This is a genomic window from Telmatobacter sp. DSM 110680 (genome assembly GCF_039994875.1).
Lineage (GTDB): Bacteria > Acidobacteriota > Terriglobia > Terriglobales > Acidobacteriaceae > Telmatobacter.
Genome location: NZ_CP121196.1, coordinates 2,974,983 through 2,999,851, shown reverse-complemented (window position 1 = coordinate 2,999,851; position 24,869 = coordinate 2,974,983). Strand labels below are relative to the sequence as shown.

Sequence of the window (24,869 nt, the reverse complement as noted above, 5' to 3'; positions counted from 1 at the left end):
TCGTCGATCTAGACGATGTTCGCAGGCCAAGAAATGAGCTGTCAAATCGCCGTTTATCTCGAAACCATTCCAGCCTTCGTGTGTGATGCCCGCCCATGCGAATTGCGATTACTGAAGCTTACTTGCTTGCGCTGCGCTCAGCGCAAGGGTCTGCTGATCCGCAGCTACTACTTTCTGGTAAAAGTCATGCAATTGCCCATAATCTTTTGGGTCGAGCAGGGTAAACCCTCGCGCTAGAATACGCGCCTCGGTAATTGAACTTCCCTCAATCTTCGTGTGAACCTGGTACGCGGCGTTCTCTTCCCACTTCAGAGTTGAATCCTTCGGAGTTGCCTCGAGCGTATAGCCGGGCGGCACCGTGTAGGTAATCTGTTCCTGCTCTTGTGCCGGATATCGCATGTCAATCGGAAGCTCTCGCGGAGTTTCTGGAAATGGATTCCTCTCCTGGGCCTCGAAGAAATTGCGGGGAAGCTCAATTCTTCCATTCGCACTCTTCGAGAGGGAACCCGTCACCGAGATTACGGCCAGCAACTGCTTGCTCGGATCATCGAGATAAACGATGTGATCGACCGCGGCATTGATGCCAGATGGCACCTGCTGCGCGATCATGGCGTCAATTTCCGATTTCACTGCTTCAACCCCCGACCTTACTCCGAGTTGTCGCAACTCGATCCCGCGCTGTCCAATGAATCCAATCTTCAACGTTCCAGAGACGGCACCTTGTGGTGACACGTCGATCGTGCCCACGTGAAGGGTGCTGTTGTCCGTGTTCTTCTGCAATGGCGTGATAATGATCTGAGCCTTGTTGTTTGCATCCATTGCCACTCCACCCGCACCCGCATGTGCCCAGTGAAGAGTCGCGAAGGGGGCCATGCTCGTGCCTGGATCAACAAGGATCTCCTTACCGTCGATCTGCAATCCGATCAGCACAGTGTCGAGCTGAATATTGTCCATGAATTGCGCGGAGAAGATGCGAAGACTGCGGCTCGCAATCCTTTCGGGCCGCGCGCTGATTCCTGCCGTTCTCATCAGCGCCAGGTAAAGAAACGCAATCTGATTGCTCGATCCTTTCTTGTTCAGGAGAACCGATTCAACTTTGCCGCGCGGAATAAACTCACTCCCCGTAAGAGGCGCGCCATCCGGGCTCGAATCCGTGTTCTCAATCTTCTGCGCCACGTCATAGAGTTTTTTCGCCTTATCGACTGGAGAATCGGACTGCGATACAAATTCCTTCACGGCATTTTGCAGCGTCTGGGTGGGTGCGGTATAGGCGTTCAGCGCCCGTGTCCAAAAACCCATCTGCTTCTGCCAGTAGTCCTTCACATCCGGCGTGTACGTGTAAAAAAAGTCCACGCTATAAGCCTGATCGGTCAGCGGAGGCGCGTAAGTCTCCTGTGGAATGGGGGGAACATCCGTAAGATCAATGACGTAGTTCCCCATTGCATCCGTAATGAGAGTTTTGCCCGCTGGAAGAACGGGCTTAAACCGGATGTCAGTCAGAATGTTGTCGTGCGGATCTTTCAGCGCGCTGTCCCCGGCCCCAACGTCTTTCGATTGTTGCGGGAGAAATTGCTTCGATGGCCGGAAGACAAAGTGCTCCTTGTGAATGAAATACTCTTTCTGCAACTTCCAGTCCGGAGCGGTTAGATAGCGGTCGTAACGCACCTGGTAGCGGTATTCGATGACACTTCCGACTTCAACGCCCGGCATCGTGAAGCTGGTTTCGCTGCCGCGCGTTCCTTTCGTTGCCTTCAACAATTCCGAAGGCTTACCCGTCAACGGCACGATTGTTCCATCCGGATGGATTACCCGGCCCTCGAGCGCTCCAATCTCCACTTTGCCAACATAGCTGTCCGTGTCCCATGGCTGATCTTCGCCAAGGTGATTGAGACTCGGCGCGTCCCAGCTGTTAGAGTTCCCCGTTGCCATCCGGCTTGAATTCGTACCCACTGCATTGAAGACAAAAGTCTTGGGATAATTGATATGAACGACGGCGGCACTTTTGCCGGCTTCCGTCAGCACCTTGATGCGAGCATAGATCGTTCTGAATGCGTGCGGATCGTCTTCAGTTTCCTCGCGATAGAGATAAACAGCCGCGGCCCCTGGCGCCTTGGGATCTGCCGTCATGGTCAGCTCCTCCTTGGGAACAGGCGGAAACTGGGCATGCACAACACGTGGAACCGTCACAACCGTTAGCAGAGAAACAAAAAGCAAGGCACCATGAAAACGCATAAATTACTCCTGGATTTATCTACTTCTAGGACGGATACATGCCCCAAAAGGTTCAACTCGAATAAAACCTCAAGAACTCCCCTGCGATTCAGGAATCGCCCTCTCGCTGAGAAAGCTCACTGCAGAGAAGAATAGTCCAGCGGACTTCAGAGATAAGTGATCCTCGCCGCGAAAGAATCTCAATGAGTCCCGATCGACTCCTCCAAGCCTTCGGGGTGGCGACTTCACCTAATCGATGTGAGCGGGATCACCGAATCATTCAGTCCACACCTTCATTCTCAAGATAGGGCGAGAGCTCAGTTGCGATCGTTCGGAGGCTCATGAGGGTTCGTCTTTCCCACATTGTGATTGTGGCGATCGTCACTGCGGGCGCGGCGCTGCTGATGTGTGGCGCCGCATTTTCGCCATCATCTGATACAACACTCCAAAATCCATCACCGTCGCAGGCCTTGCCGATCAAGATCGACTATCCGCTGGAAGGCTCCGTCTTCCCTCCCGAAATCACACCGCCCACATTCCTTTGGCACGATGCCAACGAGTCATCGAAACGGTGGGTGCTTGAAATCTCATTCGCCGGAGTGTCGACTCCCCTCCGCATAAACGCACCGGGCGATCTGCTTCAACGCGGTCAAAGCGATCCGGATGCTGGGCCTGACCTCGCTCTGACGCTTGAACAAGCCACAACGCACACGTGGAAACCCGACATCGCAACCTGGGAAAAAATCAAGCATCTGTCTGTCAACTCACCGGCTCGCATCACCATCATGGGCCTAGCGCCGAATGTGACCGAGCCCAGCTCAATTGGTCACGTCACAATCTCGACGTCGTCCGATCCGGTTGGTGCTCCAGTCTTCTATCGCGATGTTCCCTTGCGTCTTCCGCCACCTGAAGAAAAAGGCCCAATCGCCCCGCTCCCTCGCTCAGCGATTCCCCTGATCAAGTGGCAGATTCGTGATATCTCTCAACCCAAAAGCCACTTGGTGATGACCAATCTGCCCACATGCGCCAACTGCCATTCCGTCTCGCGCGACGGCACCACGTTCGGCCTCGATCTTGACGGCCCCCGCAATGACAAGGGTCTCTATGCACTCGTCCCCATTTCGAAAGACATGACCATTCGCAATTCCAACGTCATTCATTGGAGTTCTTTCGGGCTGAACGAGGAGACGCGCGCCGCCGATCCAGCAGTCAAGCGCTTCGGATTCATGTCGCAGGTCTCACCGACGGGTCGATACGTTGTCACTTCCATTGGTCCGCCCAACAATACCAATAAGCATCAAAACGAGGAGCCTGGATTTGCTTCCGGAATTCTCGACAGGATCTACAGCACCAACTACCGCAGCATCCAGTTCAGCCAGGTTTTCTATCCCACCCGTGGCATTTTAGCCTGGTACGACAGCAAGGAAGGCAAGATGCGCCCGTTGCCGGGAGCGGACGATGCCCAATACGTCCAAACCAGTGCGTTCTGGTCGCCAGATGGCAAGTACCTCATCTTCAGCCGCGCCCTCGCTCGTGATCCCTATCCCGTAGGGGCGGCAAAGCCCGAGCAAGCTAACGATCCCGGCGAGACGCAAATCCAGTACGACCTCTACAAGATTCCATTTAACGAAGGCCGCGGAGGCAAAGCCGTTCCTGTCGAAGGTGCTTCCGCCAACGGAATGAGCAACAACTTCCCCAAAGTCTCGCCCGACGGTAAATGGATCGTCTTTGTGCAGAACAAGAACGGCCTGCTAATGCGCCCTGACAGCAAACTCTACATCGTGCCCTTCGCTGGTGGGAAAGCTCGCCTGATGCATTGCAATCTTGCACCCATGAACTCGTGGCACACGTGGTCGCCTAATGGACACTGGCTGGCGTTCTCCTCGAAGGCACGGGGACCTTACACGCGGCTTATGCTCACCCACATCGACGCCGACGGTAACGATACCCCTGCCATCATCGTTGACGACACAACGGCCGCCAACCGGGCCATTAATATTCCGGAGTTCATTAACCTGCCTGCCGGCACGTCGATCGACAAGATTGATCCGGAGGCCACCAACTTCTATCGCCTCTTTGATCAGGCCTACGCGCAAATCGAAGCCAGCCAGTTCTCTGAAGCAATCGACACGCTGCACAAAGCCATCGCCACAAATCCCGAAGACCCGCTCTCCCACTACATCCTTGCCACGGCCCTCAGCGCCAACGATCAGGAAAGGGACGCGCTCATCGAATACCGCAAGGCCGTCTCCCTGATGCCCACTAATCCCACCTTTCTCGACCACCTCGCCGTCTCCCTGGCCCTTAACGGCGACTCCGACGGTGCCATCGAGCAACTGAATAGAGCCATCGCCGTAGATCCCGGCTCGGTGGAGTATCGCTTCAACGTCGCCTATGTCCTTGAATCACGGGGCGACTTTGACGGGGCTGTTGCTCCTCTTGAGAAAGCAGTCGCGCTCAGCAGAGGCAAAGACTGGCGCTGTCTCGCGGAGTTGGCTAAGGTGTATGACAAGACAGGTCGTACCGCCGATGCCATCCCCGCAGTTCGCCAGGCGCTGGACCTCGCGGTCAAGCAAAACGATCAGCAGGCTGCGGCAACCCTGCAGGACGCGCTCAACCACTACCAGCATTTCGACTCGGGCAGGAAACCAAATTAACTTGCACCCAGCGTAAGAAGTTTCGTGATGCGGGATTGTTCCGTCTTCCCCTCTGTGCTCTCATTTAGAAGCTGTTGCGCGCCGCTGGACCCACTGGCCGCTTGATGCAAGCATTCAATTCTTCGGGCCGATGAAAAGAACCTCAATTCCCCGCGCCGCATTATGGCTCGAGCGCGTCTACTATACACACACCGGTCGGTCGGGCCGGAACAGGAGCCATTCCATGCCAGGTCACCCTCTTCCCCATACCCTAGGGGAACTGCGCAGCACCAACCAGTTTTCCGAAGCTCGCCTAAAGTCCCGCAATGTTAAAGATGAACTGCGCTCGAACCTCATCGTCCGGCTGCAGGCGCATGAGACGCTCTTTCCCGGCATCGTCGGCTTTGAAGACACGGTGGTCCCGCAGATCGTCAACGCTGTGCTTTCCCGGCAGAACTTCATCCTGCTCGGCCTGCGCGGTCAGGCCAAGAGCCGCATCCTCCGTGCCCTGACTGCGCTGCTCGACGAATACATGCCCTGCATTGCCGGTTGCGAAATCCGCGACAACCCCTACAATCCGCTCTGCAAGCGCTGCCGCGACCTCATCGCCGAACGTGGCGACTCAACGCCAATCGCGTGGATCGGCCGCAGCGATCGCTATGTTGAAAAGCTGGCCACGCCCGACGTCACCGTTGCAGACCTCATCGGCGATCTCGACCCCATCAAGGCGGCCCGCGGCGGCGAAGATCTTTCCAGCGAACTGACCATGCACTACGGCCTGCTGCCCCGCGCCAACCGCGGCATCTTCGCCATCAACGAACTGCCCGACCTCGCCGGAAAAATCCAGGTGGCCCTCTTCAACATCATGCAGGAAGGCGACGTGCAGATTAAGGGCTACCCCGTCCGCCTCGCTCTCGACGTCGCCCTCGTCTTCAGCGCCAACCCCGAGGACTATACCGCCCGCGGCAAAATCGTGACTCCGCTCAAAGACCGCATCGGCTCCGAGATTCGCACCCATTATCCGGAAACCATCGAAGAGGGCATCGCCATCACCGCCCAGGAAGCATGGTCCGAGCGCGGAGCCGCACCCATCGAAATTCCCGCGTATGTCCGCGCCGTCGTGGAACAGGTCGCCTTCACGGCGCGCGACGACAAGCGCGTCGACAAGCGCAGTGGCGTAAGTCAGCGCCTCCCCATTTCCACCATGGAACTGGTTGTGTCCAATGCCGAACGACGCGCCCTCGTGAACGGAGAGAAACTCGCCGTCCCGCGCATCAGCGACATCTACGCCGCGCTGCCCGGTATCACCGGCAAGCTCGAACTTGAATATGAAGGCGAGATGCGCGGCGCTGATACCGTCGTCCGCGAACTTATCCGCACCGCAGTCGGAAAGATTTACGATCGCTACTTCTCCGAAACCAACACTCAGCAGATCGAGCAGTGGTTCAACCTTGGCGGAACCGTCAAGCTCGATGACAACCAATCCAGCACCGCAGCACTAGCAGATTTGAAAAAGATCCAAGGCCTTTTTGAAAAACTCTCTCCGCTCCAAGTCAAGGTCTCTGACGATCCTTCCAGGGCCGTCGCTGGAGCAGAGTTCCTTCTCGAAGGCCTCGTTTCGCACCGCAAGTTGAGCCGCAGCGAAGAACGCGGATTTGCGGCTCCCGAAAAATCGAAGCGCAAGGAAGACCGTGACATTGAAGTCGAATTCGACGATTGGCAGCGCGCCCGCCGATCAGGCCGCGGTGGAGGCTTGAACTAGCAACGGAGGATCCAGGCTTAAGACTCCGCGAGAGCTACAAGGGATCGCACCAACTGCACTGTGTCATCCTGAGCGGAGCAGCTTGGGGCCCCACGCAGTGGGGTAAGCGGAGCGAAGGATCTGCTTTTCGACCTGCAACGCAAGTTCAACCACACTAGGACAACCCATGAAGCGCGTTCGCTACACCAAATTCACCGGCGACCTGGCCTCCGAGATGGATATCGAAGACCTACTTAAGGCACTCTCCGATTACCTCCTCGACTCGGGCTTCCGCGATCCCTATCTGCGCTTTCAGGACATGGACCACACTCTCGACGACTTGCGCGAAGCCTTGCGTCAGCTCCTCGAATCCGGCGATATGTTTGACGACCGCATTCGCCAGCAGCTTGAACAAATGGGCGAGCGGGGCAAAATCGATGAGCTCATCGACAAGCTCATCCAGCGCATGGAGCAGGAAAACTATATCTCCTACTCGCAAAACATGAGCCCCACACAGATGTCGAAAATGATGGGCGAAGCTGGAAACATCCAGGGCGAAGTCAAATTCGAAGTCACCGACAAGAGCCTCGACTTCCTCGGCTTCAAGACACTGCGCGATCTGCTGGGCTCGCTTGGCAAATCAAACTTCGGCCGCCACGACACGCGTCACTGGGCCACCGGCATCGAAGCTCACGGCGCATCGCAGCGCTATGAATTTGGCGACACGCTCAACCTCGACACCACCACAACGCTCAAGTCCGCTATCTCCCGCGAAGGAATCGGCCTGCCGCTCAATTTGGAGTACGACGACCTGCATGTTCACCAGTGCGAATACCAGAGCTCCTGCGCCACCGTCGTCATGCTCGACTGCTCCCACTCCATGATCCTCTATGGCGAAGACCGCTTCACCCCCGCCAAAAAAGTTGCGATGGCGCTGTCGCATCTCATCCGCACGCAGTACCCTGGCGACTCGCTTTCGCTGGTTCTCTTCCACGACTCCGCCGAAGAACTGCCCGTCTCGCAACTAGCCCGCGTCAAGGTCGGTCCGTATTACACCAACACCCGCGAAGGCCTGCGCGTCGCGCAGCGCATTCTCGCCCGCCAGCGCAAGGACATGAAGCAGATCGTCATGATTACCGACGGCAAACCGTCGGCACTGACACTACCGGACGGCCGCATTTACAAGAACGCCTATGGCCTCGATCCGCTGGTCGTCAGTGAGACTCTGGAAGAAGTCGCGCGCTGCAAGCGCTCCAACATCATGATCAACACCTTCATGCTGGCTTCCGACCTCGGCCTCGTGCAGTTCGTCCACAAGGTTTCAGAGATGTGCCGCGGCAAGGCATACTTCACCACGCCCGACACATTGGGCGAATACCTGCTGATGGATTACATGAACCGCAAATCGAAGACGGTTCATTGAGCGAGAGCCCTCTTTCAAAGCAGGCACAAGTTCGACGGTACATTTGGTCTAACTACATCACACTCCTGAGGCCGGGAGCAGCCGTATAATTCCCGGCTGCGGTTGTTTCTCAGACTCTGCGTGCATCCTGGGACCCGGTCGCGAGCCAGAGGACAGTGATGTTCAGGTTTTTTGTCACGCCATTCTTGATGCTGATTGTTACTGTTCCCGCGCTGGCCAAATCAATCGACGTCTATCAGGCTCCCTGCAACGACCTTTGGCGGGCCGTCAAGGACACGCTAGGCAAGCCAGATCGCTACGGAATCATCTCAATAGATGATGCCGCGCAGAGAGCGTCGTTCGTTGTCGTCGGGAGGTTCACCCCCTACACACAAAAAGTAGAGCTGACGGCCAAGAACGGCAGTTGCACGGCAAAGGCGACCATCGATCAGGTTGGCCCAGAAAACTCCGATTGGCGTCAGTTTCAGCATCGAGTTGCGAAGGCGCTGGCAACTTTGCAGGCAGCGAAGCCAAAACCGTCGTGAACGACTTAATGAAGTGTCAGGCCAAAAGCGCTCATAATCCGTTGGCCAGAGAGCCCGATTGAAGTCCTGTTCCGCGACTTCACGGTGCCAGCTTTCCATCGAACGTCGGGCAGCTGTTCACGTCGCCGCCTTGAAGCCCACGCTTGAACCACTCGGTCCTCTGCGCGCTTGATCCATGCGTCCACGTCTCTGGACTCACAGCACGCCCGCTCATTTTCTGCAGATGATCGTCTCCCACCGCCGCAGCCGCCTTAAGCGCGCTGGCGATGTCGTCTTCATGAACGATGTTGCGCTGCTCGGTGCTATGTCCCCACACGCCGGCGAAGCAATCCGCCTGCAATTCCAAATCAACCGACAGAGGATTTTGCTCGCCCTCGTCCTGCTGCGACAACCGGCGCATGCGCTGTTCGATCCCCAGCAGCTTTTGCACGTGATGTCCTAGCTCATGCGCAACCACATATGCCTGCGCGAAATCGCCTGTATCGCCGCCAAAGTGCTTCAGCTCCTGCCAGAAAGACAGGTCGATATACACTTTCTCGTCCTCAGGGCAATAGAAAGGTCCTGTCGTAGCTTGTGCCGTTCCGCAGCCCGAATACGTCACATCGCGGTAAAGCACAAGCTTCGCGTGGCGATACTGCCGTCCGTGCGCGGCAAAGATCTTAGACCACGTGTTCTGCGTGTCATTCAGCACGAAGCTGATGAGATGCACATCGCGATCTTCCCCGGGAGCTTCAGCCACCGGCCCGCTCGGCGCCCCCTGCGCCGCCCCTGGGCCGGGATCCACATCTGTCTGCCCTCCACCCCCGGCGAAGAAATTCCGTCCCGTGATCACGCTGATGATCAGGACCAGGATGAAACCACCAATCCCCATCCCTCCGCCAAATCCAAATCCGCCGCCGCTCGAACCGCGGCGATCTTCAATATCCGAGCTGACGCCCTCGTCCTGCCATTCCATACGTTCTGTCCTCAATACCTCAGATGCAGTTTGGCATACTCGGTCACCAAGCGGTTCCAAGACGATTTCCACCTGAGTTGTTATCCTGATTTGCAGGAGATCCTTAAGTGGTTAAGCGGCCGGTGGCGAAGTTTGCAGTTTTAGCTCTGGCCGGCGTTTCGGGCTTCACGGCCACCGCCGCGTATGCCGTCTGCAACGGTCCTGCAGAATTGCTCGCCAAGATCAAAGCCCATCCCACCACCGACAATGCCGTTGTCCTCGGCAGCTGGTACGCCAGCCACAAGCAGTTTGACTGCGCCGTAGCGACATTTCGTGCCGCCGTGAAGTCAGATTCTGGGTCAGCGCAGCTGCATTACCTTACCGGCCTCGCCTACGTCGATGGCAACCATACCGCCGACGCTCTCCCTGAACTTCAAAAAGCCGTGCAACTTGATCCACAAGTCATCAAGCCTCACCTGATGCTCGCTTTTGTCCTCGACCAGGAAGGAAAGCGGCAGGAGGCCGAAGAACAGTGGCATCAAGCGCTCGCCATTGATCCGGCGTCGACTACTGCGCTTGAAGGTCTCAGTCAGGACCTGCTTGATCGCAATGCATTCATCGACGTGGTGATTCTGCTGCGCAATGCTCCGCACACTGAGAAACTCACAATCGACCTCGCACGGGCTCTTGGAAATCTGAACATGCTTGACGATGCCCGCGACGTCTTGACCGAAGCGCTGAGCGCGCGCCCAGCTTCTCTGCCACTCTCAAGAGCTCTTATCGTTGTTTTGGTCAAGCAGCTTCGTTATCAGGACGCGATCAACCTCGCTCAGCATATCGTTGAGGCCAACCCCGGCAATCAGGAAGCCGAGCTGCAGCTTTTCCGGATTCTTGTCCTCACCAATCACATAAATGCGGCACGTCCTATCGGTCCAAAGCTCCTCGCAAAGCGTCCGCATGACGCTGAAGTCCTTTATCTCAATGGAATTGTTCTTCGCGCATTAGGTGATTATCCCGGAGCCAAATCTCTCCTCGAGCAATCCGTATCGATTGATCCGAGTCTTCCCAACTCCCACTACGAACTCGGCATGGTCCTGGTATTCCTAAAGGATTGGGCTCCCGCGCGCCAGGAACTCGAAAAGTCCATCGCTATGGGGGCAAAAGAGGCGCAAGCTCATTATCAGCTCGCGCTCGCTCTCCGCGGTCTTGGTGAATCCGAACAGGCAAAGAAAGAGATCCAGATTTACCAGGAGCAGAAATCAAGCGACGAGTCCCAGCTTGAAGCATCGATGAAAGCCGCTCAGGCAGACGACGAGTTAAAGAACGACAAGCTCCAAGACGCGCTCAGTCACTATAAGGAAGCTGTAGCGGCGCAACCCAGCAATGCCAATTTCAAGTACAAGTTGGCACTAGCGCTCCATAAAGCCGGCGACTCGAATAGCGAGCGCGCCCAGCTTGAACAGGCGATCCAATTGGACCCGAACCTGGCCGGCGCACAGAATGAACTCGGCTACCTGCTTTCACGCAGTGGAGATTCCGCCGGCGCCCTTCAGCATTTTCAGGCGGCAGTGCATGCCGCGCCAAGTTATCTCGATGCCTGGATCAATCTTGCGGCAGAGTTCGCAATAGCTGGACAATTCCCTGAGGCACGCGATGCCATTGCCATGGCACTGCGGCTTGATCCGGAGAACGAGCAGGCAAAGAAGCTGAATGATCGCCTGTCCCGCGAATCAGCTGCGCATCAATCTCAGCCGTGATTGCGCCGGGACTTACTCTCGTGCGTGTTTGCCCCTCCTCTGCGGCAAATGTAGAATGAGGACGCTCAAAGAATGAAGAAGTTCTTCCCCACTTCCGGCTGGAGCCGGCGGAAACTGCTGCAAACTGCTCCTGCACTTTGCGCCACGACACTTCTTCCCCGCGATCTTTTCGCCGCACAAGCAAATCACCCAGCGGATACAGCCAAGCCGTTTTCGACGTTCACGGATATCGCTGCGTCCGCAGGTCTCACTGCCAAGATGTACTACGGAGTTCCCGAAGCCGTTACGTACATCATTGAAGAGATGGGTGGAGGTTGTGCTTTCTTTGACTATGACAACGATGGCTGGATGGATATCTTCATCCTCGGCGGACGGACCCTAGAAGCAGTTCCGCCGGATGCGTCGAACCGGCTTTACAAGAACAATCGAAACGGCACTTTCAAGGATGTAACCAAAGAAGCAGGTCTGTGGGATGCCGGCTGGGCCGTGGGCGTTTGTGTTGGCGACTACAACAACGACGGCTTCGAAGATCTATTCCTCACCTACTACGGCCAGAACAAGCTGTATCGCAACAACGGCAACGGCACCTTCACCGACGTCACTGAGAAGGCTCACCTCACGCACGATACGATACGATTTGGCGCAGGCTGTACTTTCATTGACTACAACCGTGATGGCTTCCTCGATCTGTTTGTCTCAAACTATGTCGACATCGACATGGCGAACGCGCTCAAGCCATCCCTCAGCGTTCCCAATTGCAACTACGAAGGCGTGCCTGTCGCGTGCGGCCCAAAGGGGCTGAAGGCGCCGCAGCACTTCCTTTACAAGAACAACGGCGATGGTACCTTCACCGATGTTTCAAAAGAGTCCGGCATTGCGGCGATCAAGAGTTCCTATGGCTTAACTGCCGTCTCTTTTGACATCGACGAGGATGGATGGCCCGACCTCTTTGTAGCCTGCGACACGACTCAGAGCCTCTTGCTCTTGAATAACCACGACGGCACTTTCCGCGAGGAAGGACTGATGCGCGGCGTGGCCATCAGCCCGGACGGTCAAGAGATGGCGGGTATGGGTATTGGAGTAGGCGACTACGACCTGGACGGGCACCTCGACATCGTTAAAACTCACTTCCAACTACAAGCGGCCGGACTCTACCGAAACGATGGCAAAGGCAACTTCGATGACGTAGCGCACGAGGCCGGTTTAGCCGGGGAGCGTACGTACGTGAGCTGGGGCACGGGCCTGGTCGATCTCGACAATGATGGATTTCCTGATATCTTCTGGGTCACCGGAAACGTTTATGCAGAGGTGGAACGAATCAATCCCAAATTCCCGTACAAGGGTCCCCGCCTGCTCTTCAGAAATCGAGGGAATGGCACATTTGCTCGATTAGGGGACGAAGCCGGACCCGGGATCGGTGCTCATCACGTGAGTCGGGGGTGCGCTTTCGGTGATTTTGACAATGATGGCGATCTGGATATCGTCATCATGAATCAGCATGAGCCCCCTTCCCTACTCCGCAACGACGCTCCCAAAGAGAACAACTGGATCAAGGTCCGCCTGGAAGGCACCAAAAGCAACCGAAGCGCCATAGGGGCTCGAGTCCTTGTCCACTACGCTGGAAAGGTTCAGGCCCAATCGGTCATGAGCCAGGCGAGCTACATGTCTTCGAATGACCCTCGCCTGCATTTCGGCTTGGGAAAAGCGGTTTCGGCCGACATTGAGGTGATCTGGCCGACTGGAGTCACGGAGAAATACCCCGGACAGGCGGCAAACCGCCTGATTTCGATCCTGGAGGGGCATGGAATCGTGGCAGGGAGGCCTTTCCAGACCCTCTGAATTGGGTGATTCAAAGCACATCCAGCGCCGAGGTTCTCGCGTATAAAGGTCTGGGTTATTTCCAATTTTATCTGTGTTCGATTTTGAGCCAAAGGAAAACTTTGACCCGGTGACAATTAAATGACAATTGGCCAGAATAGGCCAACCGGGTAAATCTCGAGAAATCTAGGTGATAAGGGAAACCGTTTTACTTGAGGGTCAAACGCCCAAAAAGCGCTTGCTCATGGTCTCTCGGTTGTGATATCGATACTCGATTCACTTAGATGGGTTTCTGGCGGTGGCTAACCTCGGCGCGTCGAGGTCAGTTGTGTGCCAGAAGATTAAAACAAGAACAACAAACGCTTCAGGAGGCTTGGTAAATGTTTACAAACCAAACAAAGACATCGAAGAGTTCATCGATGTCGAAATGGTTTGGGCGAATCCCATGGCTGGTCATTCCAGTCTTGCTTTTGTCCTTTTCCATCGCAAATGCACAGCAACTGACCGCCACGTTGAGCGGCATCACCGCCGACCAGACGGAAGCCCGCGTACCTGGGGCCAAGGTTGTTGTAACTAACGAGTCCACGGGCGACGTCCGTGAAACCAAATCTGACGGCCAGGGCTTCTTCTCAGTTACGGCGTTGATCCCCGGCACGTATAAGGTCACGATCACGGCGAAAAGCTTCGCAACATGGGAAGAAAACAGCATCCTGCTCAACCAGGGTGATAGCCGCACGATTCCTAACATTCACCTCAAGATCGGATCTGAGGCGACCGCGGTTACGGTCATTTCCGGCGCCGATGCTGAAATTCCGGTAGATACCGCCGAAGTCAGCGCCACCCTGAACAACGAACTGGTTGATTCCGCCACACTGACGGGACGCAACGCGGCCGAACTCATCAAGATGATGCCTGGCGTCACCTTCAACAACGGCGGCAACGCGGGTTCTGGATACAACAGCCAAGTCACCGGCACCAACAACGGCCCCGCCGGCAGCTTTTCCGCCAACGGCACGCAGCCCTACGGTTCGACAGACGTATATCTTGATGGCGCCAATCTTATCGATCCAGGCAACGCTGGAACGCAGGTCGCCAACATCAACCAGGATATGACGGACAGCGTCAAGTATCTGTCCGCTTCCTATGGCGCCGAATACGCGAAGGGCCCGGCAGTTCTGCAGGCCTTCTCAAAGAGCGGCGGTCAGAAGTTCCACGGCGAAGGCTATCTCTATGCCCGCAATACCGGCATCGGCTACGCCAATGACTGGTACAACAAAGCAAGCCAGATCGCAGCGGCCGATGCGCCGGGTGCTCTGCCATCGGTAATCGCTAAGAAGAACACCCTTACGCCGCAAAGCTTCTACTACATCGGCGGCAACGTAGGCGGTCCGGTCTTCTTCCCGCACTTCAACCACAACCGTGACAAGCTCTTCTTCTGGGCTGGTTACGAGTACATGGACCAGCACCCCTACAACGCGCCCGTCAACATGAACGTTCCGACGGCCGACCAGCGCAAGGGCGACTATCGCAACACCGGTATCGACCCCCACGTACTCAGCACCTATTCGCCCACCTACACCCTTCCCTGCAGCAACACCGGAGCATGGGATGAAGGCTGCTCGGACAAGACGATTTCACCGTGGAACGTTGCTGGCCAGGATTACAGTAACCTGTCGCCTTACTTCGACCCCAATGGAGTCATCCTCGACAACCTCAATCCGGCTCCGAATGCGACTCCGGGCGCAACCAATGGTTGGAACAACTACACGTTTTCGCCGACCACGCCTCAGAATCGCTGGGAAGTTACCGGCAAAGTCACCTATGCCTTCAACGACAACAACAAGTTGTGGGGTTCCTACACACTGCAGGAGGAGACCGACTCGCATCCTCTCTCCATCTGGTGGGCTCCTACCTGGACGATTCCGTATCCTTCTGAACCAATCGGCAAGGAAACGGCACACGTTTACCTGGCAAACTACACTCACGTGTTTAGCGCCACGACAACGAACGAAGTCGTGTTTGCTTACTCGGAATTCATCAACGACAACAGCCTGAGCAATGTGAGTGCATCGAGCCGCAGCAAGCTTGGATTCCCGGCCCAGAGCCTCTTCGGGACGCCCAAGACTGATCAGATTCCGAACTCGACGGGCGGATGGAATTCCGGCCTCACCGAGATCAACGAATTTGATTTCAACAGCGGCATCTACGGCAAGGGCACCTTCGGCAAAACGTCAAAGGCTCCCTCGATCGCCGACACCTTTACCAAGATCATCAGAACTCACTCGGTGAAGGCAGGCTTCTACTGGGATACGCAGGCAAACCTCCAGGCCAACGGCAGCCCCATCAACGGCAACTATGATTTCGAAAATTGGGGCTATACGACAACGCAGAACATGACGCTTGACCGCCTGATGGGACGCGTCGAAAACTACAGCGAGAACAACACGGACGTGGTCCCGGACATCACGTGGCACCAGTGGTCGCTCTGGGCCCAGGATTCCTGGAAGGCGTCGCGGAAGTTGACGCTTAACATCGGCCTTCGCGCCGACCACGTTGGTCAGTGGTACGACACGCTCGGTGGAACTCAGGTTTGGGATCCGGCAAGCTATGTCAACACTGCTAACCCACCAGCAAACACCGGCATCCTCTGGAACAAGCTCAACTCGAAGATTCCGGCTTCCGGCTGGAAGAGTCAGTTGTTCCTATATAACCCCCGCCTTGGCTTCGCCTACGACGTCATGGGCACGGGCCGGACTGTGGTTCGTGCAGGCTTCGGCACCTACCGCTATCAGGTCTCATCCAACGACGCCAGCGGCGCAATGAATGGCCCTCTTGGCTCTTTCGGCTACGGCTCCAGCAACGTCGGAGTCAACGGCTTCTACGGCTATAACATCCAGGGTGGCCTCATTTGTATGCACCCGGATCCAGGTGGTCTGGCAGGAAGCTGCTCAGGTCCCACTGCTGTGACCAAACAACTTCCTGTACCTCAGGGTCTGAACCAGGTTGGCGCAGACATCCACGTTGATAAGGAAGGCGACAACAAGGTCCCCTATGCGGATACTTTCAGCTTCGGCGTAGCCCAGGCATTGCCTGGTCACACCGTAATGGAAGTGTCATACGTTGGCAGCGCGAGCCGCAACCAACTCCTCAACGGCAGCAATGGCCACATTGAGGACGCGAACACGGTTCCATTCGGCGCCTTCTTTACGCCGGATCCAAAGTCGGGCACCTACTGGAATACCTCCCCGATCGCGGCGAACTGCGTATCACCTTGCGCCGGAGCGAACACCAACGACTGGCGTCCGCTGAACAACTACGGCCACGTGTTCATTCAGACACACGGCGGATATGCCAACTACAACTCACTGCAGGTCTCCGCACAGAAACAGTCCGGCAACCTGTACATGTTCACCAACTTCACCTTTGGTAAGGTCCTCGGTACCCGCGACGGCTCCACATCAAATGGAAACGGCAACGGTCCCGTGGTCAATCCGTTCAATCTCGACGCCAACTATGGACCGCTGGAGTATGACCACACCAAGGTCTACAACCTGTCGCTCAGCTACAAGTTGCCCAAGCCCATTCACAACAACTGGGCACTGGGTGAGTTGATTAACGGCTGGCAGCTCTCCAACTACACGACGTATCAGGACGGTGCACCTTACCAGACCACGTCGCCGAACATGAACATGACCTACCAGCAGTACCAATGCTCTGGCCCGAGTGATCCAACACCAGGATGCGCCGGGAAGAGCGCTGGTTCGACTACGGCGCAACCCACGGTCATCACTATGCCGATTCCGGCTACGGCAGAGGGCGGCAATACCACCACCTCTATCGGTACCACGACGTGGTTCGGAAGCAATCAGTATGAAAATGGCATTCAGCCGCTGGTTGTTTGCGACCCCCGTAAAAACCTGCTCAAGGGTCAGTACTTCAATCCCAACTGCTTTGCAGCGCCACTGCCGCCAACAGCAACGTCGGTCGGACAAAATGGCCAAACCATTTGGCCCTACATCCGCACGCCGCATTACTTTGGCAGCGATCTGGCGATCTTCAAGGCGTTCCGTGTAACGGATGCACAGCGCGTCGAAGTTCGTATTTCGGCGACTAACTTCCTTAACCACCCGAACGCGCAGTTCGGACTTGCCGGCAATGCTGATAACCAACTTGTGTTCAACGGCGTCAGCACCGGTTCGGCCCTCACCTACAACTCGAACTCTGCAACAAGCGGCATCCCACAGAACAAGGTTGGATATCGCTGGATGCAGTTTGCGGCGAAGTACTACTTCTGATGTAGATCAGGAGTTTGCAACACAAAGGGGGTGGCGAAAGCCACCCCTTTTCATTTTCCTTCAATCCATGATGGCCAGGAAAATTTCAAGGCACGGAACGTGTTTGAACGGTGATCGGCCACTAAAACGCGATCCCGATTGGCCCATTCATCCACACGCCGCCGGCCTCGACCGCGATTGAAAAGGCTCGATGCAATTCCGAAACCTTTTCAACGCCGTTTTGACTCGTGCTTAATTGCTTTTCTGTTTTTGATCTTTCTGCTGCAGCTTGATGCGCTCGGCAATTTCGCGCTCTCTTTTGCCTTCGGCCGGTCGATTCAACTGTGCATAAACTGATGCCAAGAGCCAGTGAGGATCAAGCCAATTGGGGTCCGACTTTGCCAGGGCCTCCAGAATTGTGGCTGCCTCCGCGTATTTCCCCGTTTGTTCGTCAAGTTTGGCGATTTCTAACCTGGTAAGCGGGTCATCCGGATGAAGCTGCAAGGCCAATTCCAGCAAAGGCCTTGCACTCTCGATGTCGCTTGCCTTGAGGCGCATCGCTCCCAGATCGCGATTTGCCACAAAATCCATCGGGTCGGATCGGAGCGCTGCTTCAAACGAGGTTGAAGCACCCGCAAAATCTTTCATGGCATACCGCGCCTGTCCAGACATCGTGTATAGCCCTGGCAGCTTCGGATTCAACGCTATCGCCGCATCCAGATCCGCACAGGCAATTTCCATTTGGTCGCGATAATATCGCACCGAACCAGCGATCAGCCACGCTTCCGCGGAGTTCTTTGTCTTAGCCAGTTTCTCCATGAGTGGCAGACCAATGTCCTGCTTCCCTGACCGGATCAGAGCATAGGCATAAACGTATTCAAATTGAAAATCATCCTGATGCCCCGGTTCAAACGGAGCCAGCAATGCCACTGCATCTGCTTCGCGCCCAAGTTTATTGTAGGTATATCCAAGCAGAATCGCGGTATTGGAATCCGTTGGGCGCGCAGTGTGAAGTTTTTCAAGCTCCGCGCGCGCCTGATTCCAACTCCCTGTCCGGTAATAGGCCATCGCCAGATTCATTCGCACCGCGTCGTCCTGTGGGGATGCTTCCAGCACACGACTATCCTCTTCGATAGCAGCATCCAGTTGACCCGCTGCCCCCAGTGCGGCGCCGAGGTTCGCGCGTGCCTCAATCAGGCTTGGGTCCATCGAAAGTGCTTTCTTGAAATCCGTAATTGCCGTTTTCAAGTCACCGTGTTGCTGCGCAGCAATGCCTTCCCGCAGCACAGACTGGGCATCTCCGCCCGCAGTCTGAGCCGCAGTAGCCTGAACCACCAGCCCCGCGCAAAAAATTGAAATAGCATGCATGCTTTCACAGGATAGAACACTCGTCGGTTGCGCTGTTCGGCTCTTGCTGCGCGGATAGTAGAATCCAAATGGGCAGCGCTGCTGGCGCCCTTCTATCATGCGCAGGTCTGCATCCGTCCTCTTCCATCTCGTGGCGCTGGCGCTTGTCTGTTGGGCTCCCTGCGATTTCCTGCAGTGCCAGGGTGCGGTGCCTTTAACTCCATCCAGGGCCCCTATTCGTTTCGAACTCAAGAGACTTCCCTTCCAGCTTGACAGCAGCCTCAGCCCAGCTAAAAACGTCCCGGAAACGATGGCAGGCGGCGTGGCTGTTTTTGACTACAACGGGGATGGCCGCCCCGACATCTTTTTCACCAACGGCGCTGACATCTCGACCCTTCAAAAGTCTTCGCCGAAGTATTACGACCGCCTGTTCCGCAATAACGGCGACGGCACGTTCACCGACGTCACGGAACAAGCAGGACTCAGGGGAAGCGGATTCGATGTAGGCGTAGCGATCGGCGACTACGACAACGACGGCCATCCTGATATCTTCGTCGCCGGAGTTCACGGCAATACTCTGTACCACAACAATGGCAACGGCACGTTTACTGACGTCACCCGGAAGGTCGGACTCGACAAGTGGAACGATCCTGATTACGGTCCTCTCTGGGCTGTCGCCGCGGTCTGGGTCGACGTGAACAACGACGGCCTGCTGGACCTCTTCGTCGTCAACTATCTGCAGTGGACCTACTCGAATATTCCAAAGTGCGTCATTGAGGGCGTCGCGGAATATTGCCATCCCCGCTACTACAAGGGCCTGCCCAACCAGCTCTTTCTCAACCAGGGCGACGGCACATTTAGAGACGTCTCAAAAGAGTGGGGCATTCGCGATCACATTGGCAAAGGAATGGGCGTAGGCATGGCCGACTACGATCTCGATGGCAAACCGGATCTATTCGTAACGAATGATGCAGAGTACGCGTTTCTCTTTCACAACCTCGGCAACAAGTTTGAAGAAGCAGCTTTCCAGACCAACGTCGCTCTGGCTGAAGATGCAGCTTTCATCTCTGGCATGGGAACGGACTTTCGCGACGTCAACAACGATGGATATCCCGACATTGTCTACGTCGCACTCAAAAGCCAGACTTTTCCTCTATATCTGAACACCGGGAAAGGTGACTTCACTGAAGCAACCGCGCCCAGCGGTATGCGGACCCTCAGCATGGGCATGTCCGGATTCGGACCGGCACTTTATGACTTCGATAACGATGGCTGGAAAGACCTCTTTGTTACACGTGGACAAGTCACGTCAGTGTGGCCGCCGGGATATAAATTCGCTGAGCCCAATGTTGTTTTTCACAACCTTGGCTCGAGTGGCAAATGGGAGTCTCTTACTTCCGAAGCAGGCTTTACCGACGCTACGGCTGCCCGACATCGGGGTTGCGCGTTCGGCGACTTCGAAGGCAAGGGCCGCATCGACATCGTCGCCACAAGTCTCGATGAACCTGCAGAGTTATGGATGAACCGCAGCCCCCAAGCGGGCCACTGGCTTGACATCGCACTCCATGGAGTCAAATCGAACCGCGACGGCATCGGTGCTCGCATCAAGGTCGTGACCAACGCCGGGACGCAGTACAACCACCAGACGTCAAGCGTCTGCTACGCTTCTTCAAGCCTCGGACCTGTGCACTTCGGTCTGGGCGCCGAAACGAAGGTAAGTACCGTCGAAGTTCATTGGCCCAGTGGCATCGTCCAGATACTCGAGAACATTTCTGCCGATCAAGTCCTGAAAGTGTCTGAACCTTCCGAATCAACAGCACTGAAGAAATGATCGCTACTGCTTTGGTGGGCCGGCCTTCTGTTGTTTGGCTTCCAGCTGCTGCACAATGTCTCGTTCTCTTTGTCCATCGTCGGGGCGATGCAGTTTGTAATAAATCGGCGCAAGCTCAATGTGCGGATCGAGCCAGTTAGGATCAGCCTTCTCGAGTTCTTCCAAGGTCGTCGCAGCTTCGGCATACTTTCCGGTCATGCCGTTCAGCTTGGCCATCTGAAGGCGAGCAACTGCAGACTTTGGCTGCAGTTGCAGAGCAAGTTCCAGCATCGGCCTCGCCTTATCCAGATCTCTCTGCTTAAGTCGCATGGTTCCCAGATAAAGATTCGCAGTGAAGTCGCGCGGGTCCGACTTCAAGGCCTGTTCGAATGCAGGCTGCGCAGCCTCAATATCCCCAAGGGCATCGCGCGCCTGTCCCGCCATCGTGTACAGGCCGGGAAAATCTCCATGCAATTCGATCGCAGCGTCCAGATCGATCCGCGCCTCGTGGAATTCCCGGCGATGCAATCGCGCCGTGCCAGCGATGAAGTATGCATCCGCCGAATGGGTCGCCTTCGCCACTTTTTCCATGCGCGGCAATCCCGCTGTCTCTTCGCCTGAATCAATCAGTGCATATGCCAACACGTACTCCAAATCCATGTTGCTTTCGCGCCCGTTCTCAAGCGGTGTCAGCATGGTCGCTGCTTCATTGGATTTATTCAGCTTGATATCGGTATATCCCAGCAAAACGGCGGCAGCAACATCCTGGGGCCGAGCCGCATGCACTGCTTCGAACGCGGTATGGGCACCCGCCATGTCGCCTTTCTTGTAGTACGCCAAGCCCAGGTTCATGCGCACGGCAGTCTTATCAGGAGCCGATGATAATGCCTTCGTATCTTCCTCGATAGCTGCGTCAAATTGCCCTGCCGCAGACAATGCCGCGCCAAGATTCGCCCGCGCCTCTGCCAGTTTCGGGTTGATGGCGAGGGCTTTGCGATAGTCGTCGATAGCCGCGCTCAGGTCATTTTGCTGTTGGGCCGCAATACCTTTGCGCAGGTAGTCGTCCGCCTCATTCAGGGCGGCAGGTTTGCCCGTTTGCGCTGATGCTCCATGCAGAGCAAGCGCAATCAGCAGAATTAGCACGGATCGCATGTTTATTAGGATAAAGCAACGTCGCAGACCCGGGACATCGCAGCAGGTGTCTTGTTTGGAACGTTGCGTTTGGGGACTCTATTGCTTCGAGTTCTCAACCTGTTTGTAGTCCAGGATCTTCATCGCCGATCCATATTTCTTGTAGTCCCGGAACTCAATAGTATTCATGATTGCCTGGTGATGATTTTGCCGCACACGCACCTCGGCACTGATCGGCATAAGGTAGTCGCGTCCATTGATTACCACGTAGTCGTAGTCGACGCCCATCACTGAAGCCTGCGTCGGAAAATCTTTTGGCAAATCATCTGCTTCCAGGCTTATGCGGCGTACATTGCGGGTCGCGCTATCGATGTACACCTGCCCATGAAATCCGACCATCAACTGTACATCGTTCGATCCCACCACAGAGAACATCGAGTTGCTCTTGGCCACATGGTAGTCAAACACCTGCACAGTACCGGAGCCCAGCGCGTCTGTCTCTTTCCATTTGAAGTCTGCCTTGGCTGATGGCGCGAAGACGGCCTTCAATACTCCACCCAGTTCTCCTCCCGACAATGTGCTGCCCTTCTGCTTCAGCAACGCTTCCCGATCTGTGTTGCTGGTAACGCCGTTGATCTCGAGCATGGTGTGGGTTTCTGCTTTATCTCGATAACGCAGCAACTCTGCGAGCGTGTCGCGATGCTTCCAGTTCCCGCTTCCAGAAGCGTCAACTGAGCGATTGGTCACTTCCACACACATAAAGTTGGGTAGCGATTCCGCATAGCCCATGGAATGCGTCTGTGCATCTGCGATCAAACTTGCAATCTCTTCATCCGCGGGGGGCTGGACAGGGTTGGTCACGGGAATAATTGCGAGCAATCCGCCGCTGTAGCTGTCATTCGCTTCGCTCGACGCGGTCAGGTCCGCGGCAACTCCTCCGCCCTGCCCCGGCGCCCCGGCAGCCACGCTCCCGTCTCCGGGCACCGTAAATGCCACTTGCTGGACGGATGTCTTTCCGCCTTGGCTCATCATGGCCTTTACTTCGTAATTCCCGGGCGCCATCGACGAACCCTTGAAGGTTGCAAGATAAGGAACAGCCTCTCCCGCGCTCTTTAATTTCAATGGCAGCGGAGTCCTTCGCCCCGGATGCCCGTTTCTACTGGCTTCCATCTCCAAAATCGCTGGTTCGCTCGACTTTGGGTCGGGATGCAGAATAAAGAACAACGAAACGCCCTTGGCGTTACTAGCAACTGCTCCCGCAAGGTTCGGGGTGATCTTGCCTTTTTCATAGCGGAGAGGTTCGAGCGGATCTTCGTTGTCGTCGTTGATGGAGTCCACATGCCCCACGAGTACGATCGGGCTCAACGATGGTGTGATCTGTGCCTGCGGAATTTCAAAAACGGTCCGCTGCGCGCCATATTTCAATCCGTCCTGGTCATATACCGCTACCTCAAGAAGGTATTGGCCGGGAATCGCCATAAAGTGCCGCTGCAGAATGATGCTTGCGGAAGGATCCGAATCCAGTGTTTCCACTGCTCCGCGCTTCGCGATGTTCTCTCCGAAGTGCTCGATAACCGTACCATTCTTGTCTTTGATTTCCGCAACGATTGCCACGTGTGCTGAGAAAAGATTGGTACGGGTATCCTTGATTGTTTGCAGCGACGCAACAGGCACTTGCACAGCAACGGTGCTCGAGTTTCCGTCGGGCAGTTCTCCAAACTGCAGCACCGCGGCGTAGAATTTCACATCCTGCGGCAGATTGGACTGGTTAAAGAGCTTGAGGAGCGGCACTTCAAAGGGCCGTATTCCCGCTTCTGCACCAGGTGCCAATGCAAAATATCCCGACTTCGTTTTTACGTTGTACCCGGCGCGCAGGGGCTTTGCGACGATCGAACGGAACGATCCGTCGTATTCCTCGATCGGCGGCTTGTAGGTCGCCTGGTAATACGTCGTCATGTTCTCGCGCATCTGCTGCAACTGCTTGTTCACGCCCTCTTGCGCGTCGATGTAAACACCGCCGGTTTCCTTGGCAAGATCCGCCATCGGGCTCTTCGCGCCAGAGAACGGGTTGCCGTCATCGCTGCGCATCATGAAATCTGCACTGGAGCCAAGCGGATTGCTATTGAAACTCCCGCTTTGCTGCTGTTGAAGAGATGGCGCTGTTACAGGTCCGACCGGCGTCACCGCAATCACCTTTGGAACCGGATCAAATGGCGCACCGCCATTCATCATCGCATTGTCAATTTGATGGCGCGCACCCACATCGAGCGCGTCCATATCCACCGTATAGAACGTAACTCCCGCACGCGCCGCAGCTCCGCTGATGGTCTTTACCATGTCTTTAGAGTTCGAATCCAACTGGAAGCCGCTCGTGAAGTAAATGATGGACTTTCGCTCATTCAACTTTTGTTGCGAACGCACTAATGCGAGCAGCCCGGCTAGCGCCAGTCGTGTGTGCTGATCCTGCATTACCTTCTGTGTATCCTGCAGTGCGGCTAGCAAGGTCTGACATTGCGCACGCTCTTTCGGCTCTACATGCCGGCCTGCTGTGTCTACACCCGTGCGCACAATTGCAACCAGGTTCTTCTCGGTCTGCACCGCAGTTTTGATTCGCTCGGCATCCGCCTTGTCAGTTGTGATATTGATGGCGTTCGTGCTGGTCGAGGAGAGACGCACCACTTGATTTGCCGTCGCCGTGCTTACCGCTTGCTCCATCGCCTTGTGATCGGCCGTGAAGCTCTGCAGCAGCTGCATACGGTTTCCGAAGTCCAGCAGAGCAAACGAATAGCGTTTTGACGAGAGCATCTTCAAAATCTTGTCGGCGACCGTCTGCGCAGTCTTGGCTCCAGCGCCTTCAAAATGGTCGAAAACCATCGTCACCAACTGGTCAGTCTGCGCATCGCCCTGCACAAGTTGAAACGTGTTCATCTTTACGGGAATATCGTTGTCAGTGATCTGAATGTCTTCAGGCTTGAGATCAAGCACTTTGTGATGCTTTTTGTCCTGCACTGCCAGGTCCAGCGTCACTTCATCCACGATCTGACTCATGCCTGCGGACTGGCTGTCTGCGGAGGGTTGCGACGTGGGAACCGCCTGTCCGGCTGATATTTGAACTCCGCCAAACAGCACTGCGATCAGGCACAGTCGAATGAAACCGCTTGCCAATGCATGCCTACGAGAGAACTGCTGCTCATCTATCATCAGTTAGCCCGATTTCCCTGGATTATGGTTCCTGCTAAAGCTCGTCGCGTATACACACAAGC

General features: G+C 55.8%; 13 protein-coding genes. 8 read left to right on the top strand and 5 right to left on the bottom strand.

The features are described from left to right. Positions 1-108 precede the first annotated feature (108 nt). Positions 109-2,232: a transglutaminase domain-containing protein gene (locus P8935_RS12305; protein ID WP_348260585.1), complete on the bottom strand. Its 2,124-nt coding sequence runs from the start codon at positions 2,230-2,232 to the stop codon at positions 109-111. A 320-nt stretch (positions 2,233-2,552) separates the two neighbouring features. Between P8935_RS12305 and P8935_RS12300 the strand changes: the two genes are divergently transcribed. The 4 genes from P8935_RS12300 to P8935_RS12285 all read left to right on the top strand — a co-directional run bounded on the left by P8935_RS12300 (position 2,553) and on the right by P8935_RS12285 (position 8,535). Further along, entirely contained in the window at positions 2,553-4,868 is a 2,316-nt protein-coding gene (locus tag P8935_RS12300) for a tetratricopeptide repeat protein (protein ID WP_348260584.1), read from the top strand. Positions 4,869-5,091: 223 nt separating this feature from the next. After that, a complete protein-coding gene (locus tag P8935_RS12295; protein WP_348265299.1) occupies positions 5,092-6,609 on the top strand; it encodes a magnesium chelatase in 1,518 nt (505 codons plus the stop codon). A 166-nt stretch (positions 6,610-6,775) separates the two neighbouring features. After that, positions 6,776-8,011, top strand: a complete 1,236-nt coding sequence (locus P8935_RS12290) for a VWA domain-containing protein (protein WP_348265298.1) — start codon at positions 6,776-6,778, stop codon at positions 8,009-8,011. A 158-nt stretch (positions 8,012-8,169) separates the two neighbouring features. Beyond that, positions 8,170-8,535 (top strand): hypothetical protein, encoded by a 366-nt coding sequence (locus P8935_RS12285; protein WP_348265297.1) that lies wholly within the window; start codon positions 8,170-8,172, stop codon positions 8,533-8,535. Positions 8,536-8,614: 79 nt separating this feature from the next. On the opposite strand, the gene P8935_RS12280 is transcribed toward P8935_RS12285, so the two are convergent. Then, positions 8,615-9,490, bottom strand: a complete 876-nt coding sequence (locus P8935_RS12280) for a neutral zinc metallopeptidase (RefSeq protein ID WP_348265296.1) — start codon at positions 9,488-9,490, stop codon at positions 8,615-8,617. 107 nt (positions 9,491-9,597) lie between these two features. On the opposite strand from P8935_RS12280, the gene P8935_RS12275 reads away from it, so the two are divergent. The 3 genes from P8935_RS12275 to P8935_RS12265 all read left to right on the top strand — a co-directional run bounded on the left by P8935_RS12275 (position 9,598) and on the right by P8935_RS12265 (position 17,339). After that, the gene (locus P8935_RS12275) at positions 9,598-11,226 is read left to right on the top strand and encodes a tetratricopeptide repeat protein (RefSeq protein WP_348265295.1); all 1,629 of its coding nucleotides are present in this window, start codon (positions 9,598-9,600) and stop codon (positions 11,224-11,226) included. Between the two features lie 72 nt (positions 11,227-11,298). Continuing rightward, a complete protein-coding gene (locus P8935_RS12270) occupies positions 11,299-13,065 on the top strand; it encodes a CRTAC1 family protein (RefSeq protein WP_348265294.1) in 1,767 nt (588 codons plus the stop codon). A gap of 359 nt (positions 13,066-13,424) precedes the next feature. Beyond that, a complete protein-coding gene (locus P8935_RS12265; RefSeq protein ID WP_348265293.1) occupies positions 13,425-17,339 on the top strand; it encodes a carboxypeptidase regulatory-like domain-containing protein in 3,915 nt (1,304 codons plus the stop codon). Between the two features lie 231 nt (positions 17,340-17,570). Here the strand turns inward: P8935_RS12265 and P8935_RS12260 are convergent, their stop codons facing one another. Next, complete coding sequence (locus P8935_RS12260) at positions 17,571-18,686, bottom strand: tetratricopeptide repeat protein (protein ID WP_348265292.1); 1,116 nt, start codon at positions 18,684-18,686, stop codon at positions 17,571-17,573. Between the two features lie 301 nt (positions 18,687-18,987). On the opposite strand from P8935_RS12260, the gene P8935_RS12255 reads away from it, so the two are divergent. Beyond that, complete coding sequence (locus tag P8935_RS12255; protein ID WP_348265291.1) at positions 18,988-20,496, top strand: CRTAC1 family protein; 1,509 nt, start codon at positions 18,988-18,990, stop codon at positions 20,494-20,496. Positions 20,497-20,499: 3 nt separating this feature from the next. Here P8935_RS12255 and P8935_RS12250 read toward each other — a convergent pair whose 3' ends face one another. Together P8935_RS12250 and P8935_RS12245 are read right to left on the bottom strand one after the other, a co-directional pair. Next, positions 20,500-21,627, bottom strand: coding sequence for a tetratricopeptide repeat protein (locus P8935_RS12250; RefSeq protein ID WP_348265290.1), 1,128 nt, complete (start codon positions 21,625-21,627; stop codon positions 20,500-20,502). Between the two features lie 78 nt (positions 21,628-21,705). Continuing rightward, positions 21,706-24,771: a VWA domain-containing protein gene (locus P8935_RS12245; RefSeq protein ID WP_348265289.1), complete on the bottom strand. Its 3,066-nt coding sequence runs from the start codon at positions 24,769-24,771 to the stop codon at positions 21,706-21,708. Positions 24,772-24,869 lie beyond the last annotated feature (98 nt).

Bases quoted from the DNA above. Each gene is read 5' to 3' on its own strand.
- P8935_RS12250 (WP_348265290.1), bottom strand. From the start codon at position 21,627: ATGCGATCCGTGCTAATTCTGCTGATTGCGCTTGCTCTGCATGGAGCA.
- P8935_RS12260 (WP_348265292.1), bottom strand. From the start codon at position 18,686: ATGCATGCTATTTCAATTTTTTGCGCGGGGCTGGTGGTTCAGGCTACT.
- P8935_RS12300 (WP_348260584.1), top strand. From the start codon at position 2,553: ATGAGGGTTCGTCTTTCCCACATTGTGATTGTGGCGATCGTCACTGCG.
- P8935_RS12280 (WP_348265296.1), bottom strand. From the start codon at position 9,490: ATGGAATGGCAGGACGAGGGCGTCAGCTCGGATATTGAAGATCGCCGC.
- P8935_RS12305 (WP_348260585.1), bottom strand. From the start codon at position 2,232: ATGCGTTTTCATGGTGCCTTGCTTTTTGTTTCTCTGCTAACGGTTGTG.
- P8935_RS12295 (WP_348265299.1), top strand. From the start codon at position 5,092: ATGCCAGGTCACCCTCTTCCCCATACCCTAGGGGAACTGCGCAGCACC.
- P8935_RS12285 (WP_348265297.1), top strand. From the start codon at position 8,170: ATGTTCAGGTTTTTTGTCACGCCATTCTTGATGCTGATTGTTACTGTT.
- P8935_RS12270 (WP_348265294.1), top strand. From the start codon at position 11,299: ATGAAGAAGTTCTTCCCCACTTCCGGCTGGAGCCGGCGGAAACTGCTG.
- P8935_RS12265 (WP_348265293.1), top strand. From the start codon at position 13,425: ATGTTTACAAACCAAACAAAGACATCGAAGAGTTCATCGATGTCGAAA.
- P8935_RS12290 (WP_348265298.1), top strand. From the start codon at position 6,776: ATGAAGCGCGTTCGCTACACCAAATTCACCGGCGACCTGGCCTCCGAG.